Annotated in this window: 14 protein-coding genes; 7 read left to right on the forward strand and 7 right to left on the reverse strand. The window is 63.7% G+C overall.

The genetic code is table 11. The features are described from left to right. The first annotated feature begins 11 nt into the window (after positions 1–11). The 4 genes from HPY64_10370 to HPY64_10385 are packed head-to-tail and all read left to right on the forward strand — an operon-like array spanning position 12 to position 4,417. Positions 12–1,355, forward strand: coding sequence for a phospholipid carrier-dependent glycosyltransferase (locus HPY64_10370; GenBank protein ID NPV67538.1), 1,344 nt, complete (start codon positions 12–14; stop codon positions 1,353–1,355). 35 nt (positions 1,356–1,390) lie between these two features. Beyond that, positions 1,391–1,798, forward strand: a complete 408-nt coding sequence (locus HPY64_10375; protein NPV67539.1) for a hypothetical protein — start codon at positions 1,391–1,393, stop codon at positions 1,796–1,798. A 15-nt stretch (positions 1,799–1,813) separates the two neighbouring features. After that, positions 1,814–3,310, forward strand: a complete 1,497-nt coding sequence (locus HPY64_10380; GenBank protein NPV67540.1) for a hypothetical protein — start codon at positions 1,814–1,816, stop codon at positions 3,308–3,310. A gap of 12 nt (positions 3,311–3,322) precedes the next feature. Beyond that, positions 3,323–4,417, forward strand: coding sequence for a hypothetical protein (locus HPY64_10385; protein ID NPV67541.1), 1,095 nt, complete (start codon positions 3,323–3,325; stop codon positions 4,415–4,417). On the opposite strand, the gene pgl is transcribed toward HPY64_10385, so the two are convergent. Genes pgl through rpiA form a run of 3 tightly spaced genes read right to left on the reverse strand, consistent with a single transcriptional unit; the run spans position 4,412 to position 7,321 of the window. Further along, complete coding sequence (gene pgl, locus HPY64_10390) at positions 4,412–5,155, reverse strand: 6-phosphogluconolactonase (protein NPV67542.1); 744 nt, start codon at positions 5,153–5,155, stop codon at positions 4,412–4,414. The two genes, HPY64_10385 and pgl, sit on opposite strands and share 6 nt — an antisense overlap. After that, the gene (zwf, locus tag HPY64_10395; protein NPV67543.1) at positions 5,152–6,621 is read right to left on the reverse strand and encodes a glucose-6-phosphate dehydrogenase; all 1,470 of its coding nucleotides are present in this window, start codon (positions 6,619–6,621) and stop codon (positions 5,152–5,154) included. The genes pgl and zwf overlap by 4 nt, the downstream gene beginning before the upstream one ends. 10 nt (positions 6,622–6,631) lie before the next feature. Further along, positions 6,632–7,321, reverse strand: coding sequence for a ribose-5-phosphate isomerase RpiA (gene rpiA / locus HPY64_10400; protein ID NPV67544.1), 690 nt, complete (start codon positions 7,319–7,321; stop codon positions 6,632–6,634). A 246-nt stretch (positions 7,322–7,567) separates the two neighbouring features. Here rpiA and HPY64_10405 point away from each other — a divergent pair, with 246 nt between their 5' ends. Beyond that, positions 7,568–8,731, forward strand: coding sequence for a peptidase M4 family protein (locus tag HPY64_10405; protein ID NPV67545.1), 1,164 nt, complete (start codon positions 7,568–7,570; stop codon positions 8,729–8,731). A gap of 39 nt (positions 8,732–8,770) precedes the next feature. Then, positions 8,771–9,073, forward strand: coding sequence for a hypothetical protein (locus HPY64_10410; GenBank protein NPV67546.1), 303 nt, complete (start codon positions 8,771–8,773; stop codon positions 9,071–9,073). A 65-nt stretch (positions 9,074–9,138) separates the two neighbouring features. On the opposite strand, the gene HPY64_10415 is transcribed toward HPY64_10410, so the two are convergent. The 4 genes from HPY64_10415 to HPY64_10430 all read right to left on the reverse strand — a co-directional run bounded on the left by HPY64_10415 (position 9,139) and on the right by HPY64_10430 (position 13,983). Further along, complete coding sequence (locus HPY64_10415) at positions 9,139–10,770, reverse strand: glucose-6-phosphate isomerase (protein NPV67547.1); 1,632 nt, start codon at positions 10,768–10,770, stop codon at positions 9,139–9,141. Beyond that, the gene (tal, locus tag HPY64_10420) at positions 10,767–11,867 is read right to left on the reverse strand and encodes a transaldolase (GenBank protein ID NPV67548.1); all 1,101 of its coding nucleotides are present in this window, start codon (positions 11,865–11,867) and stop codon (positions 10,767–10,769) included. Before tal ends, HPY64_10415 begins: the two co-directional genes overlap by 4 nt. 83 nt (positions 11,868–11,950) lie before the next feature. Next, entirely contained in the window at positions 11,951–12,670 is a 720-nt protein-coding gene (locus HPY64_10425) for an SDR family oxidoreductase (GenBank protein NPV67549.1), read from the reverse strand. A gap of 23 nt (positions 12,671–12,693) precedes the next feature. Further along, the gene (locus tag HPY64_10430) at positions 12,694–13,983 is read right to left on the reverse strand and encodes a Stp1/IreP family PP2C-type Ser/Thr phosphatase (GenBank protein NPV67550.1); all 1,290 of its coding nucleotides are present in this window, start codon (positions 13,981–13,983) and stop codon (positions 12,694–12,696) included. A 209-nt stretch (positions 13,984–14,192) separates the two neighbouring features. Between HPY64_10430 and HPY64_10435 the strand changes: the two genes are divergently transcribed. After that, positions 14,193–14,987 (forward strand): hypothetical protein, encoded by a 795-nt coding sequence (locus tag HPY64_10435; GenBank protein NPV67551.1) that lies wholly within the window; start codon positions 14,193–14,195, stop codon positions 14,985–14,987. Positions 14,988–15,208 lie beyond the last annotated feature (221 nt).

A 15,208-nucleotide genomic window follows, 5' to 3' on the forward strand; every position in this document is an offset into this window, starting at 1 on the left:
GCGACAACCGGATGAGACGTGATCAGTTGAGCAAGGTGTTGAAGTCAGTACGCCTGCGGCTGGCGGTGATCCTCGCGCTGGCGCTGATCCTGCGCCTGGTGCATGTGCTGAGCTACCCCTTTGACCCGGACGTCAGCGGCAGCGACTACAGCTGGTACGCCCGCGAGGGACAGACTTTGATCACCACTGGCCGGACGGACGGTCCGCCGCCGACCGGCCCGCTCTTCCTGCTCATCGCCGGCTATGCCGGGGAGATCGGCCAGACGATCTTCGCAAACGCGGTGGACAGCAGCCAGCCCGTGATCCGCCTGCTGGGTGTGATCCTGGGGACGCTCACCATCCTGATGATCTACCGTATCGGGCGGGCTGGCTGGTCGGAGGGCGCCGGTCTCCTGGCTGCCGCGCTGCTGGCGGTCAACCCGGCGTTCATTGTGGAAGCAGGCAACCTGACCACCGAAACCACAGCTATCTTTCTGCTGACCTGGGCACTGGCGCTATGGCTTGAACGCGCTGCAAATCCTGACCAACGCTTGATGCTGGCAACCGGGGCGTTGCTGGCGCTGGGGGCGCTGACCCGCGCCGTCCAGCTGGCGATACCGGCGCTGCTGATCGTTGATCTGGCGCTCCGGCACGGTCTGCGCCGTGCGGCCAGGTATGGCGCAGCCCTGCTACTGGCCTTCTTCCTGACCATCTCCCCGTGGACGCTTTACAACCTGGTAGTCTGGGATCGTCTGACGCTGACCGGCGAGGGATTGACGGCCATGCTCTACATCGGGGCGACCGGCTGGCAGGCTCCCGACCAGGTTGATGCCGCACTGGGCGTAGACCCGGCGGCAGATGACCCGGCCGTCCGCCAGCAGGCCTACCTGGATGGCTTCCGCCAGGCCGTCTTTGACGACCCGCTGGGCTACGCCGCAAAACGCACTGGTGAACTGCTCAGCGCGCTGCTCCAGCCACACAATACCAACTTCTACGCGGGTCCGAGTCTGAAAGCGCTGGCCCTTGACTGGTTGCGCGCGGATCGCTCGCCCGGCGGTTTGCTCGGCCTGACCCGGGCGGAGCAGTTCTGGCCCAAGCTACTGCTGTACCTCTTCCATTACGCGGGGCTGCTGCTGGGCATGCTGGGCCTGGCGCTTAACCTGCGCCGCTGGCACGCCCTGTGGCCGCTATATGGGCTGTTCCTCTACTTCCTGGGAATTCACCTGGCATTGAGCGCCATCCCGCGCTACCTGTTCCCGCTGGAAGCATTCTGGTGGCTGTTTGGCGCCGCTGTGCTGAGCGCTGCGCTTGCCCGCCGGACGGGCCACACCAGAAGGCAGAACTTGGCATCAGCGACCCATCCAGGGCTACAATAGCACCGGATTAATTCACCAAACCGATCAGGGTGACCATGCCATCTTTCCCGGCCAACCCGGACTATCATTTCCTCATCTTCGCACCCGGCTTGGACAACTGGATCTTCCGGGCAGCTCGCCGCTACTGGGCCGCCTACCGTCCGATCCTGTATGGGATGCGTACGCCGGAAGACTTTGCCCTGGTCGGCTATGCGGCGGCTGAGGGGCGCGTCGTGGTAGTGACGCTCGCTATGCGCCGCGACACGGCCGCCGCCGTCCGCGCGACAGCTGAAGCGCAGTTGCCAACGGTGACACTGGATCCGCTGGTCTACGACACGCCGACCGACCTCCAGATCACCTTGAATGCGCGGGTGGAGTTCAACCAGCGCTTCGGCGTACCCCAGATGCCGGCTGATCCGGGCATCCAGTCTACCCGCACTCCGGGACCAATCCCGCTTGGCTGAACAGGTGGCCTGACCATGCGTCTTGACGAGTACCAGTGGTCGCGCAACCCGCGCGGCATGCATAACACCGGGGTCTTTCGCTACGATCTGCGGCGCTACCGGGAGATCAAAGCTGGCTGGGTAAAGCTGGTCTCCGCCGATCACGAGTTTGTGCCTAACATCCCGGAGCTGCTGGCGGCGGGCATCACGCCGATCATCCGTGTCTACCGTGCCGGCTGGGGTAGCCGCGCCGCCGACGCGCAGATCTACGCCGACATCGCCCGCTACATTCAGGCGGGCGCACGCTGGTTTGAGCTATGGAACGAGCCAAACCTGGGCAACGAATGGCCCGCTCCGCTTGGATCGACGCTCGACCCCAACAACGTCAGCGTGTACATTGCCCCGCTCATGGATCACTGGGTGGAATGGGCCGAGCGGGTGATCGAAATGGGCGGCTACCCGGCGTTCATCGCCCTGGCGGAAAGCGATAGCCCGCCTCATCACACCACCGGCTGGTTGCGCAACATGATGATCTACCTGCGCGATGTCCATGCCGCACGCTTCCGCCGCATCCTGGGCAACGGACTCTGGCTGGCCACCCACCCATACCTCTACAACCACTTCTATCAGGAGATCCCCGGCGGCGGCCCGCTCAGCGCCCGCCCGCCGGAACAGCAGAATGCGGCCCAGGGCGGCTGGCACTTTGAATATCCTTATGACCCAATCGGTCAGGCCGACGATCCCGGCCGCACAGTGTGGGGCAACACGCCGCGCACCCCTTACGGTGACCCAAACGGCCTGACCAGCGTCGGCCACGCCTTCATGGAGTTGCTGCGCGATTACTTCGGCGGCGGGGTGGTGCCTGTTGTGGGTACCGAAGGCGGGATCTGGCCCTGGCCAGGGCCGGGCGACGGGACGCGCGTCGATGACGCACGCTATCCCGGTGTGACCTGGCAGAGCCACGCCGAAGCCACCGCCGCTATGTTCGACTGGCTCGCCAGTAGCGCCGCCCCTCCCTGGATGTTTGGCGTCACGCTCTGGAAAGAAGACGCCTACTGGGAAAGCCCGCATGGCGTCGCGCCCGCTGTCCAGCGCCTGGCGGGCCTCCCTGCTCCGCTAAAAGAAGTGCCCCCACTGGATACGGGTGGCACCGTATGGTCCAGCCCACTCCAGCCCAATGCGGTCGCTACCCCGCTGCCGGAAGGCCCTGGCCCGGTTCATGGCGGCCCGGACTACCACTTCATCATCCTCGCGCCGGGTATCGATCCGGAGTGGTTTTTTCAGGCAGCGGAGCAGTACTGGTTGCGTTTTGCCCCGGTGCTTCTGGATTCGCCCGCGCTGATCGCCGAATTGCCCTACGACAAGACGCTTGCTGTGACCGTCATCGCCACGCCTGACCAGGCAGAAGCCATGAACGCCACCATCCGCGATCGCTGGCCGACCATCTGGTACGATCTGATCATCGTGCAATCCGCCGCTGATCTGCTGACCGTGTTCAACCAGCGCCTGAACGTCAACCGGCGTTTTGGCTAGAGGCAGCCCGCGATGGCCCAGGCGTCCTATCGTCCTCCGGTCAGCACAGGCGGCAGGCGATGGCCCGGCTGCCGGGGCATCATCCGCCGAGTCTTGCTTGCGCCGTTCCATCTGCTGCGTTTCCTGCTCAGCCTGCCGCTGCACCTGATCCGGTTCATCATCCATCTGCCGCGCAACATCTGGCAACTGTGGACACGGGGCGCACGGGGTATCGTGACTCTGGAACAGCAGATCGCCCGGCTATGGCGCGGGGGAAAAGCGGGCGTGCGTCTGTTGCGCCTTTACTTCCCGCGCCAGGAAGTCGCCCGCATCCTGTATACCCGGCTGCATCCCCTGCGCCTGTGGCATGGTCTGTGTGCCCTGCGTCTGCGTCTGAAGCCCACGCTCTGGGATGCGCGGCCCGGCCTGGCGCACATCCCGCGAGCGCTGGAGTGGGCGCGGCAGTATCGCCGCCACCACTCACGCTTTGAGGACATCGAAGCGCTGCGCTCCATCCTGTACGCCGACGATACCCCCCTGCCAGATGAACCGCTGCGGCCACCGGTCGGCCTGATCGGTCGCCGCTTGAGTGTGCGCCCGCGCTGGGGCGCCTTCCTGCACGGTCTGACCCGTTACAGCGGCGCACAGCGCATCCTAGAAGTAGGGACCGGCTACGGAATCTCCGGCCTGTACCTGGCCCGTGGCCTGCTGGAGAACTATCCGGTGCGCACCTGCCTGCTGATCACCCTGGAACAGGAGGCTGACCGCGCCAACTATGCCCGCAACAACTTCTACCGGTTAGGCTTCAAAGATATCGCGGATGTGCGCACCGGCGAGGTGGCACTAACGCTGGAAGCGGCGCTCAAAGACATTGCGCCGCTCAACATGGCCTTCATCGACGGTCTGCGCGATCATGATGCGATTCTGCGCACGGTGGCGCAGATCAAGCGCCGCACCCGCCCCGGCGCCCTGATCATCCTGACCGGCATTCACAGCTCGCCGGAGATGGCCCGCGCCTGGCGTGCAGTGCAGCACATGCCACAGATTGCGGCCACGGTTGACCTGTGGCAGTGGGGAGTGCTGGTCACCGGTCAGGGGCCGGCCCTGCATCTGTGTGCCCGGCTATAGACTCCCGGCGGCGGCCTCGTCAATCATCCAGAGCAGACGGCCCTTGTCCGGGCGGACGATCTGAGCAGGCAGCACCGTCGGCTGGTAAGGGCCATAGAGCACCTGGCGCAGACGCGCCGCTTTCTCCGCGCCGGTCACCAGGAAGGTCACCTGGTGGGCGGCATTGATAGCAACCGGCGTCAATGTGATCCGCCAGGCCTTCAGGCTGTCAACATGGTATGCCGCCACCCAGCGTCGCTCTTCGCGGATGGCTGGTGCGCCGGGGAACAGCGAGGCCGTGTGCCCGTCCTCGCCCATACCCAGCAGAACGAGGTCAAAGCGCGGCAGAAGCTGCTGGCGGTCCCCCAGCACAGCCTTGAAGAAATCGCGCAGCTTGGCCTCGTACTCGGCAGCTGCCGCCGCCGGGGGCATCTCGCCGCTGATACGGTGGATATTCTGCGGGGGAATCGGCACATGATCCAGCAGAGTGTCGCAGGCCATCCGGTAGTTGCTATCTTCGTGGGTCGGCGGCACCGCACGCTCATCGCCCCAGAACACATGCGTCACCAGCCAGTCCAGCTGATCGATCATGTCCGGTTCAGCCAGGCGGGAGTACACCGCCGCCGGAGTACTGCCACCGGAAAGCGCCAGCACAAACCGACCACGCGCCGCTATCGCTTCCTGGGCCTTGGCGACTACATGCTGCGCTGCCGCTTCAGCCAGTTCCGCCGGGTTAGAGAAGGTGCGTATCGTGCTCATGCTTCATCCTTGCTCATAGGATCCCCGCAGCCGTGCCACCAGCGGCGATCTTCGGCTGCTATAAAGGCGTCAGCCTGCTCCGGCCCCCAGGTGCCCGGTTTGTACGTCAGGAGGGGCGAGATTTCCGGCGAAGCCTCCCAGCCCTGAATCACCGGATCAATGATACCCCAGGCCAGTTCGATCTCGTCGCTGCGGGCAAACAGGGAAGCATCCCCCTGCAGGGCGTCCAGCAGCAGCCGTTCGTAGGCGTCAGGCAACGACTCGCCGTTGAAAGCCGTCTGATAGTGAAATTCCATGTCCACCGGACGCATCGCCTGCGCCGAATCGGGCACCTTGACCTGAAACTTCAGATGCACGCCTTCATCGGGTTGGATGCACATAGCCAGGATGTTGGGGGTCAACTTGAAGTCCGGCGGCAGATCAAACATGACGTGCGGCGGGCGCTGAAACTGGATGCTGATCTGGCTGGCCTTGGCCCGGAGCGCCTTGCCCGACCGCAGATAGAACGGCACGCCCTTCCAGCGCCAGTTGTCGATATACAGCCTGAGCGCCGCGTAGGTCGGAGTCCGTGAATCTGGCGCCACACCCTCAGCGTCGCGGTAGCCGCGGTACTGGGCGCGGATGGTATCCGCCAGGTTAATTGGCCGGATGGCGCTCAACACCTTGGCCTTTTCGTTGCGCACGGCGTCCGCCTCAAAGGAGGCCGGCGGTTCCATTGCCACCAGCGACAACAGTTGCAGCAGGTGGTTCTGGAACATGTCGCGCAGCACACCGGAGCCATCGTAGTACCCGGCGCGGTGCCCGACATCAACCGTTTCCGTCACTGAAATCTGCACATGGTCAACATAGCGTCGGTTCCAGACCGGCTCAAAAATGGTGTTGGCAAAGCGCAGGAACAGGATGTTCTGGGCTGTTTCCTTGCCCAGGTAGTGATCAATCCGGTACACCTGATGTTCTTCAAACGCGGCATGCACAACGTTGTTCAGCGCCCGCGCTGAGGCACGATCCTGGCCGAACGGCTTCTCGATCACCACCCGCCGCCAGCAGCCATCCCGCTCGCGGGCCATATCCGCTTCCGCCAGGTTGCGGATGGCCGCCTCGTAGAGTTCCGGGCCGACCGAAAGGTAGTACAACCGGTTGGCTGGCCCGCCCTCCAGCCTGACCAGGGTGCGATCCAGCTTCCTGAAGTCATCCAGCTCATTCAGACTGCCGGGGACATAGAATAGCCGGTCAGCAAACGATGGCCACAGCGCCGGGTCAAACGCCGCCCCCATGAACTGCTCGGCGTGCTCGCGCAGCGTTTGCCGGAACTGGTCATCGCTCCAGGGCCGCCGTGCCGAACCAATCACCCTGATGTCCTTCGGCAAGCGACCTTTGCAGTACAGGTGTAACAACGCCGGGACCAGTTTGCGGCTGGTCAGGTCACCCGACGCACCAAAGATAACGATAGTGGTATTCTCGCTCATGGACCTCACCTCACGAGCGCCGTACGTGCCGGACGCCATCCGGGCTGGCCACAATCAGATCGGTTGCCAGGCCCAGGAACAATCCATGCCCGATGATCCCTGCCCGTGCATCCAGTTGTGCCGCCAGTGCCCAGGGATCGGCGATCGGGCCAAAGCGCGTGTCCAGAATGAAGCCGCCCTGATCCGTCCGGTAGGGCGAACCGTCAGCCCGGCAGCGCAGCACTGGCTGGCCACCCAGCCCTTCCAGGAAGCGCAGTTGAGCCTTCCAGCCGAATTCCAGCACCTCAATCGGCAACGGCCAGCGGATGCCCAGTGCCGCCGAAAGCTTGGAGTGATCGACCACGATGATCTCCCGCCGGCTGGCCTGAGCGACCATTTTCTCCCGCAACAGCGCCCCGCCGCCGCCCTTGATCAGATTAAGGGCCGGGTCAACCTCATCGGCGCCATCGATCGTCAGATCAATGGCCGGATGATCATCGAGGGTAGTCAAGGGAATGCCCAGAGCGCGCGCCGTTTCTTCAACGTTGCGGGAGCAGGGCACGCCTAGAATATCCGTTAACGCGCCAGCAGCGATCAGTTGCCCGATCCGGCGGATCGCGAAAATCGCCGTGCTGCCCTCCCCCAGCCCGACAACCATGCCCGATTCAACGAAGTCCACCGCACGTTCTGCCGCCTGACGCTTGAGTTCCGCGATCTCCATCTATTATGCTGCGCCTTCCTGACAGAAGCCCTTCCTCACCATCGCCGGGGGCCGTCCCCGGCTGGCCGGCGAACCGGCGCTTCCCGGCGATTGTAACACACAAGCCGCCCGATGATACGCCCCAGGCGCTCCCCCTGGCGCACAGCCCGCCGGTCGGTCGTGCTATAATGCGCGTAGGGGGCAGGACATCGCCAGCAACAGTGGGAAACACAGATTTTCCTGTTCTCCCAGGAAAGGAAAACCGTGATGCACACCGGCCCGCACTTCCCGATCCAGTGTATCGTGCCGCCACATATGCTGCAGAATATCGCACAGAATGGCACCGACGAACAGCGTACCTGGGCAATCGGCACGCTGACCCAATCCGAGCAATTCCGCGGGCAGCGGCTGGCTACCCAGCAATTCGCTGTCATGGGTTTGAGCATGGTCACCGGTGGGGGACTGAACCGCTCCGTGTTCAACGCGCGGTATACCACCGAACTACCCGGCTCTCTGGCCCGTGGCGAAGGCGATCCGCCCACCGGCGATCCGGCTGTGGATGAGGCATATGACGGCGCGGGCACAACCTATGAGTTCTACCGGCAGGCTTATGGCCGGGATTCAATTGACGGCCAAGGGATGGCGCTGCTGTCGACCGTGCATTTTGGCATCGGCTATGACAACGCCTTCTGGAACGGCAAGCAGATGGTCTATGGCGATGGCGACGAAGACCTGCCGGAGAACATGCGATTGTTCAACCGCTTCACGGCTGCCGTGGACATCATCGCCCATGAGCTAACTCACGGCATGACGCAGTATGAATCGCGCCTGAATTACTTTGAGCAGCCGGGCGCGTTGAACGAGTCGCTCTCCGATGTGTTCGGGGCGCTGACCAAGCAGTACCTGCTCCGCCACACCGCCGACCAGGCGGACTGGATCATCGGCGCTGGGCTGTTCACCGCCAATGTCAGCGGTGTCGGTATCCGTTCGCTCAAGGCGCCGGGTACTGCCTACGATGACCCGGTGCTGGGCAAGGACCCCCAGCCGGCCCACATGAACCAGTACAAAAACGTCTCCTACGACAACGGTGGGGTACACATCAATTCCGGCATTCCCAACCACGCTTTCTATGTCACCGCCAGGGAACTGGGCGGCTTTGCCTGGGAAAAAGCGGGCTATATCTGGTACATCACACAGCGGGACAAATTGAGCGCCAAATCCGACTTTCAGGCGGTAGCCAACCTGACCTACCAGGTCGCCGCTTCGCTCTATGGCAGCGGCAGCCTGGAGCAACAGGCCGTCAGGACCGGCTGGCAGGAAGTTGGCATCAATGTGTCGACCGATACCGAGCCGCCAACTACTCCGCCCACCGAAGAACCTGCCGGCTGCCGCCAGACGCTGATCAATCTGTTGATGGGCCGACGGAGCTAGAAAAGACCTTTCACCTGTGATGCAGGCCGGAGGGCCGCCATGAAGATTGAGTTTGAGCGCACGGGTGGATTCATGGGGTTACGCATCTTCGCGGAGATGGACACGGCTGATCTGCCGCCAGAGGAAGCAGAGGCCATTCACAACCTGCTCGCCGAAGCTAACTTCTTCGCTCTGCCTGAGGAACTGATGGCATCCACGCCCGGCATGGATTACTTCCAATACCGGCTGACCGTCACCCCGGAGGACGGCGAAGCGCATACTGTGCGCTTCACAGACAGTGCCGCCCCACTGGAGATGCTCCCCCTCGTGCGCCGTCTGACACGCCTGGCGCGCAGCCAGTAACCAGCGCAGGCGCTCGACTGAGGGTCGGGCGCCTGCGAAACCGGTCTACTACTACCAGCGCACAATTACGCCTGGGCCAGCAGGCTTCGTAGCCCCCCAATGACGTCCGCGCCGAGATCGAAGCGCGCCACCCGCCGACCGGCTTTCTGTAACGCGCCATAGTCGCCGTTAGCCTGCGCCCGAATCAGCGTGCCGAAGGAAAGACTCCCGCCGGGCTGTCCGGCCACATCCGGGATCAGGACGTCCGGCTCGCTGGCCCCTACCAGCTGGATGAACAGCCCGCGCCCACCATCGCCCTTGTGCAGCTGCCCCGTCGAATGCAGGAAGCGCGGCCCGTAGCCGACGGTCACCGCCAGGCCGGTTTCCCGCCGCAACTGGCCCTGCAGCGCCTGCAAGGCAGCCCCGATCTCCCCGCTCGGTGTCAGATACGCCTGCAGGGCGATGTAATCACCCGGTCGGCCTGAAGCCAGAAAACCCCTCAGGTCTGCGGGGCGCGGAGGCATAGCCGGGACTTCTGGCAGGCGTCCGGTCGTTCTAAAAGCGTCCACCGCCTGCCGTGCCAGGACTTTGGCTGCTTCTACATCAGGCTGGTCAAATGGGTTAATGCCCAGCAGATGCCCGGCGACGGCAGTGGCAAACTCCCATAGCATGAACTGCTGGCCCAGATCGTAGCGGTCACTCATCGCCAGCCGGACAACAGGATGCCCGGCAGCTTCCAGTGCGCTCAGCGCCGTGCTTGACCCGGCGTCTCCGTCCAGGGTCACAGCAACAAACAGGCGATCCGCGCCGTAAGTCTCCGGAGCATCCAGCGGTTCACCCACCACCGGCAGAATGCCAACCCCGTCCTTGCCGGTGCTTTCTGCCACGAGTTGCTCGATCCAGTCGCCCAGGCTGGCGATTGCCGGGGGCAGCGCCAGGGTGAGCTTGTCGCGGCCTGCCCTGGCCAATGCCCCCATCACCGCCCCCAGGTAGGCGCCGGGATTGGCGGTGACATCCGGATTGCGGCAGGACTCAGCCATCTCCCCGGCGCGGTCTAGCAGCCGCGCGACATCCGCGCCGACCAGCGCCGCCGGGATCAAGCCGAACAGGGACAGTGCCGAATAACGCCCGCCGATAGTGGGATCGTTGAGAAACGTCCGGCGGAAGCGGTAATCGCAGGCCAGCGCTTCCAGCGTGCTGCCCGGATCGGTGATGACAATGAAGTGCTGCCCGGCCTGTTCCGGCCCCACTTCCGCCGCGACAAGGTTGTAGCAATACTTGAAGAACGAAAGCGTCTCCACCGTCCCGCCCGACTTGGTGGAGACAATATACAGCGTCCGGCGGGGATCGCAGGCCTGTGTCCTGGCAACGACCGCACCCGGATCGGTGCTATCCAGCACCTCCAGCCGTAGCCCACCGCCGGAATCGCCCAGCGCCCGGCTGAAAAGCTCCGGGGCCAGGCTGGAACCACCCATCCCCAGCAGCAGGGCCTGGGTGTACCCGGCAGCGCGAACCTCCGCGACAAAATCAGCGATGTCCGCCAGTTGCGGACGCATGGTTTCCGGCAGGTGCAGCCAGCCCAACCGGTTGGTGATTTCGGTCGGGTCCGGCTTCCAGACCGTATGATCGTGCGCCCAGAGGCGGGCGACAACCCGCGCCGCCCGCAATCCGGTCAGCGCATTCTCAACATCGGTTTGGTAAGCGCCCGGCGTGCTCATGCGCCCCTCTCCAGGAGTTGCGCCCGCTTGGCTTCCACGCTCGCCAGCAGACTCTCAAACGATCGGGCAAAGGCTTCCACGCCCTCGTCCTGCAATTCCTGTGTGGCGGCTTCCAGGTCGATACCCAGATCGGCCAGCGCCGCCAGTTGCGCCCGCGCCGCCTCAAGATCCGCCTCCAGCGTCAGCGCCGCGCGGCCATGATCGAGGATGGCGTCCAGCGTAGCCGGCGGCACGGTGTTGACCGTGTGCGGGCCGATCAGTTCATCCACATACATCGTATCCGGGTAAGCCGGGTTCTTGGTGCTGGTACTGGCCCACAACGGGCGTTGCACACGCGCTCCCCGGTTAGTCAGCGCCTGCCAGCGCGGTCCGGCAAAGATTTCCTTGAAGCGTGCGTAGACCACCTTGGAGTTGGCGATAGCCGTCTTCCCCAACAGCGATGTCGCGCCTCTGGCTTCCAGCAATTTATCCACCTTGGTATCCACGCGACTGACAAAAAACGACGCTACCGAAGCAACGCGATGGGGATCGCCGCCAGCAGCGACCAGGGCCTCCAGACCATCCAGATAAGCGCCGGTCACGGCTTCGTACTGGCTCAGCGAGAAGATCAGGGTGACGTTGATATTGATGCCCTCGCCGATCAGGGTCTTGATGGCGGGTATACCGGCCGGTGTAGCCGGGACTTTGATCATAACGTTCGGGCGCCCCAGCGTGCGAAACAGGCGACGCGCCTGTGCCACTGTTTCCGCCGTGTCATGGGCGAGCAACGGGCTGACCTCCAGACTGACATACCCGTCCAGGCCGTCAGTCCGATCGTAGATCGGGCGCAACATATCCGCCGCCCGCTTGATGTCCTCAATCGCCAGCGCCTCGTAAATATCGTTCACGCTCGCGCCGCTGGTAATCAGGGCCTGCATTGCTTCGTCGTAGTCGCTGCTCTGGGCGATCGCCTTCTCAAAGATAGTCGGATTAGAAGTCACCCCCAGAACACCCTCGTCCAGCAGGGCCTGGAATTCCCCTGAGTCCAGCAGGCCGCGGCGGATATTGTCGTACCAGATTGACTGGCCCAAAGCAGCCAGAGCATGCAATATGGTCATCAGGTTCTCCCCGTTCACTCACGATCAACTGGCAAGGCATGGCGCAGTGCGCCGCCCGGCAATTGTACCCGAAGCCAGCGTCCTCATGACAGGCCGTATACCGGGATGGCCGCGCCATGAATCGCCCGCGCCGCCTCTGAAAGCAGGAACAGAATCACGTCTGCCAGCGCCTCCGGCGCGACCCAGCGGGAGAAATCGGCCTGTGGCATGTCGGCCCGATTCTGGGGGGTGTCAATCGTCCCCGGCAAAACGGCGTTGACGTTGACCCCGTACTGCCTGACCTCAGCGGCCATGCTTTCCGTCAGACGGACGACCGCCGCCTTGGCCAGGCTGTAAGCCGCCATGTTCCGGCTACCCTGCAGCGCAGCGCGGGCGCTCACGCTGACAATCCGGCCCTTCCGGCGGGCGATCATGTGGGGCAGAACAGCCCGGCTAGCCAGGAACATCGTCCGCACATTCAGGTCAAACAGGAATTGCAGCGTGGCAGGGTCCGTCTCGTGAACAGGCGTCCCACCGCGGTAACCGCCGGCAATGTTAACCAGCCCGTCGATCACCCCGAAGTGCGCCAGCGTGCGCTCGACCATCGCCTCAACTTCCGCCTCATCAGTCAGGTCAGCCTTCAGCGGGAGGTAGCGCTCCGGCATCCCGGCGAGCGCCGGGAAGTGCTGGTCAAAGCTGGCGTCGATGGAGCGATCGACCAGAGCCAACCGCGCCCCAGCCTGTTGCAGCGCCCTGACCGTGGCGCTGCCCAGGTTGCCTGTCGCACCGGTAACGACAACCACCTGATCGGTCAACGTGAACATGCTTTGCGTCCCCTTCCGATGTACTAATCGGCAGGACGGCTCCGGCGCTTCCGCCGCTTCGTTGAGGCCGGGCGTGGTAATTCGATAGTATCCCGTGCGGATGACGCTTCGCCGGCAGAGGACTCGCTGGAACCTTCGCGGGCCTGTTCATCCAGCGACACAGCAGGCTGCCCGGCGGCTGCCAGCGATGGCGCTGGTGTATCCGCAGCACTGTCCCGGACAGACATGAGCTGGATCACCACCACCGAGATGTTATCCTCGCCGCCGCGTTCATTGGCCAGGTCGATCAGTCGGCGGGTCGCCGCTTCCGGGTCGTTATCTGCCAGCACCAGCCGGGCGATCTCATCCGGGCGGACATGGCGGGTTAGCCCATCGGTGCATAGGACGATCCGATCGCCAGCCTTGAGGTAACGGTCGTACATATCGGCGGTGGTGTCGGGGGTCTGACCCAGCGCCCGGTAGAGTACATTGCGCATCGGATGCTGTATGGCCTGCTCCTCGGTGATGTGCCCAGCGGAAAGCAGCGCTTCTACAAAACTATGGTCAGACGTGATCTGGTTGATCCAGCCTTCCTCGCCATCCACCAGGTAAGCGCGGCTATCGCCGACATGGGCCACCAGCGCCCGCCGCCCATGCACGTAGGCCAGCGTGGCGGTGGTGCCCATCCCGCGCAGTGTTGCATCTTCGCCGACGCGATCGATCACGGCCAGGTTAGCCGCCTGGATGGCCGCAGCCAGTTTCTGGCTGATCAGTTCCTCGGCCAGGCTGAGCAGGCTGTTGCCGCCACGCTCCTCGCCAACAAAATCCGCCTGTACGGCCTCCACCGTCAGGCGGCTGGCTTCTTCTCCGCCCGCTGCGCCCCCCATCCCATCAGCGACCAGCGCCAGCAAAATCCCCTTGATCGCCCACAGACCGATGGAATCTTCGTTATTTTCGCGCAGGCGGCCAATATCGGTACGGGCGCTGACACAGGCGATCAGCTGCGATTCTTCATCCGGCACAATCAGGGGACTGCCGCAGGCGACACAGTAACGGGCGGCAGGGCGGTTGAACGTCCCGCAGGAAAGACAGGTCACTGGCTCCTGCAACCGCTGGCGCGAAAGGAGGGCCGTCCCCGGCGTTTCGCCCTCGATATGCGCCCAAGCTTCGCCTTCCTCGGCGGAACGCATCGCCCGCAGGATCCGCTGGCTGCGACGGCGCGCCCGAGGGGTCGCGGCGGGCTGCCCCTCTAGCGCAGTGCCGCACTGGAAGCAGTACGTCGCGCGGTCAAGATTGGCGTGTCCGCAGACAACACAGATCCTGTGCGCGGACATGGTGGCTCCTTGATCCAGGTCCTGGCGTTCAGGTCGCTTTACGAGGTCTGCCATCACCTGACGCCAGTTTGCCCCAATTCTAAGCACGGCAGAGGCTGCTGACAAGTGACGTTATGCGGCGGGCCGGCTGGCGCTGTGTCGCATTTTCCTTCACCTGCCAGAGTCCGCTATACTGGGTAAAGGAGTCGCCAGACAGAAATGATGATCCGATGAACGAGCCGCTTTCATTGAATCCCCGGGTTGTCCGTCAGGGGCTTGGCTGGGCACAGAGCTGGACGGATGGCCCGATCCTGTGCGTAATCACGCCCGAATCCATCCGTTTTGCCGTGGTCAACGACCAGCGGTTTGTGGCTGGCTGGGAATGGGTGGAGCAGACCGGCGCACCGTACCGCTTCTTTCTCATCCCGCCCTTCATCGCCAGCACGCTCACCGGCCACAAAGCGTACGAATTCACCGGTCTTTGGGTGCGCACCAACCGTAACCATGTCGCCGTGACAGTTCAGGACACGCAGGGCGAATACATCCTGCAGTGGCGCTGGCAGGCGGTCAGCTTCCCGGCCCCGGCGTTCTTTGAGCAGATGGCCCAGGCGCCAGAAGAGACGGTGGAACGGCAAACGTTTGTGGCAATCGCCGATGCCGTCCACCTGGCGATTGCCAACCTGGGGCGGCTGGAAGCGATCGAGGAATTCGACCGGCGGCAACTGGCCATCGTGATCGATTTTGCGCCCGGCCACTTCAAGATCGATGGTCAGCCGATCACGCTGGGCGACGAGAAACGCTACTACTTTGACCCGCGCCTGATCATGCGCGGCCTGGAGATTGTCCGCGGTCGGCACATCGGCTTCGCCATTGCCGCCACTCCGGTCCCCGGCCAGTCCATCCTGTATATGACCAGCGAACGGGACAACTGGCGGCTGTACTGTTCGCTGCTGAGCATCATCCCGGATGAGACGATCCACATCCTCAGCCATCGCGTGCGCACCATCCGCCGTCCGGCCTGGTAAACCGCGCCGCTAACGCGCTCTGCTCTACCCATGCGCCGGATGACCCGTTCAAGACATTATGTTCGGCAATTGACACTGGCTCCGCCGGACGGGCTATAATGCAGGCGATCTAATCAGCAGGTCCTGCGGCACCTTCTGCATCGCTTGCCAGCACAACGATTCCTCAGGGCCGGGCAGAACGATGTGTTTCTGGCGGCAACGCTGATCTTCGGCCTCTGGAA

The sequence above is a fragment of the Anaerolineae bacterium genome (genome assembly GCA_013178165.1).
In the GTDB taxonomy this organism is placed as follows: Bacteria; Chloroflexota; Anaerolineae; order Aggregatilineales; family Ch27; genus Ch27.

Excerpts from the sequence above, each read along its gene's own strand:
- HPY64_10370 (NPV67538.1), top strand. The coding sequence starts at position 12 with ATGAGACGTGATCAGTTGAGCAAGGTGTTGAAGTCAGTACGCCTGCGG.
- HPY64_10375 (NPV67539.1), top strand. The coding sequence starts at position 1,391 with ATGCCATCTTTCCCGGCCAACCCGGACTATCATTTCCTCATCTTCGCA.
- HPY64_10380 (NPV67540.1), top strand. The coding sequence starts at position 1,814 with ATGCGTCTTGACGAGTACCAGTGGTCGCGCAACCCGCGCGGCATGCAT.
- HPY64_10385 (NPV67541.1), top strand. The coding sequence starts at position 3,323 with ATGGCCCAGGCGTCCTATCGTCCTCCGGTCAGCACAGGCGGCAGGCGA.
- pgl (NPV67542.1), bottom strand. The coding sequence starts at position 5,155 with ATGAGCACGATACGCACCTTCTCTAACCCGGCGGAACTGGCTGAAGCG.
- zwf (NPV67543.1), bottom strand. The coding sequence starts at position 6,621 with ATGAGCGAGAATACCACTATCGTTATCTTTGGTGCGTCGGGTGACCTG.
- rpiA (NPV67544.1), bottom strand. The coding sequence starts at position 7,321 with ATGGAGATCGCGGAACTCAAGCGTCAGGCGGCAGAACGTGCGGTGGAC.
- HPY64_10405 (NPV67545.1), top strand. The coding sequence starts at position 7,568 with ATGCACACCGGCCCGCACTTCCCGATCCAGTGTATCGTGCCGCCACAT.
- HPY64_10410 (NPV67546.1), top strand. The coding sequence starts at position 8,771 with ATGAAGATTGAGTTTGAGCGCACGGGTGGATTCATGGGGTTACGCATC.
- HPY64_10415 (NPV67547.1), bottom strand. The coding sequence starts at position 10,770 with ATGAGCACGCCGGGCGCTTACCAAACCGATGTTGAGAATGCGCTGACC.
- tal (NPV67548.1), bottom strand. The coding sequence starts at position 11,867 with ATGACCATATTGCATGCTCTGGCTGCTTTGGGCCAGTCAATCTGGTAC.
- HPY64_10425 (NPV67549.1), bottom strand. The coding sequence starts at position 12,670 with ATGTTCACGTTGACCGATCAGGTGGTTGTCGTTACCGGTGCGACAGGC.
- HPY64_10430 (NPV67550.1), bottom strand. The coding sequence starts at position 13,983 with ATGTCCGCGCACAGGATCTGTGTTGTCTGCGGACACGCCAATCTTGAC.
- HPY64_10435 (NPV67551.1), top strand. The coding sequence starts at position 14,193 with ATGAACGAGCCGCTTTCATTGAATCCCCGGGTTGTCCGTCAGGGGCTT.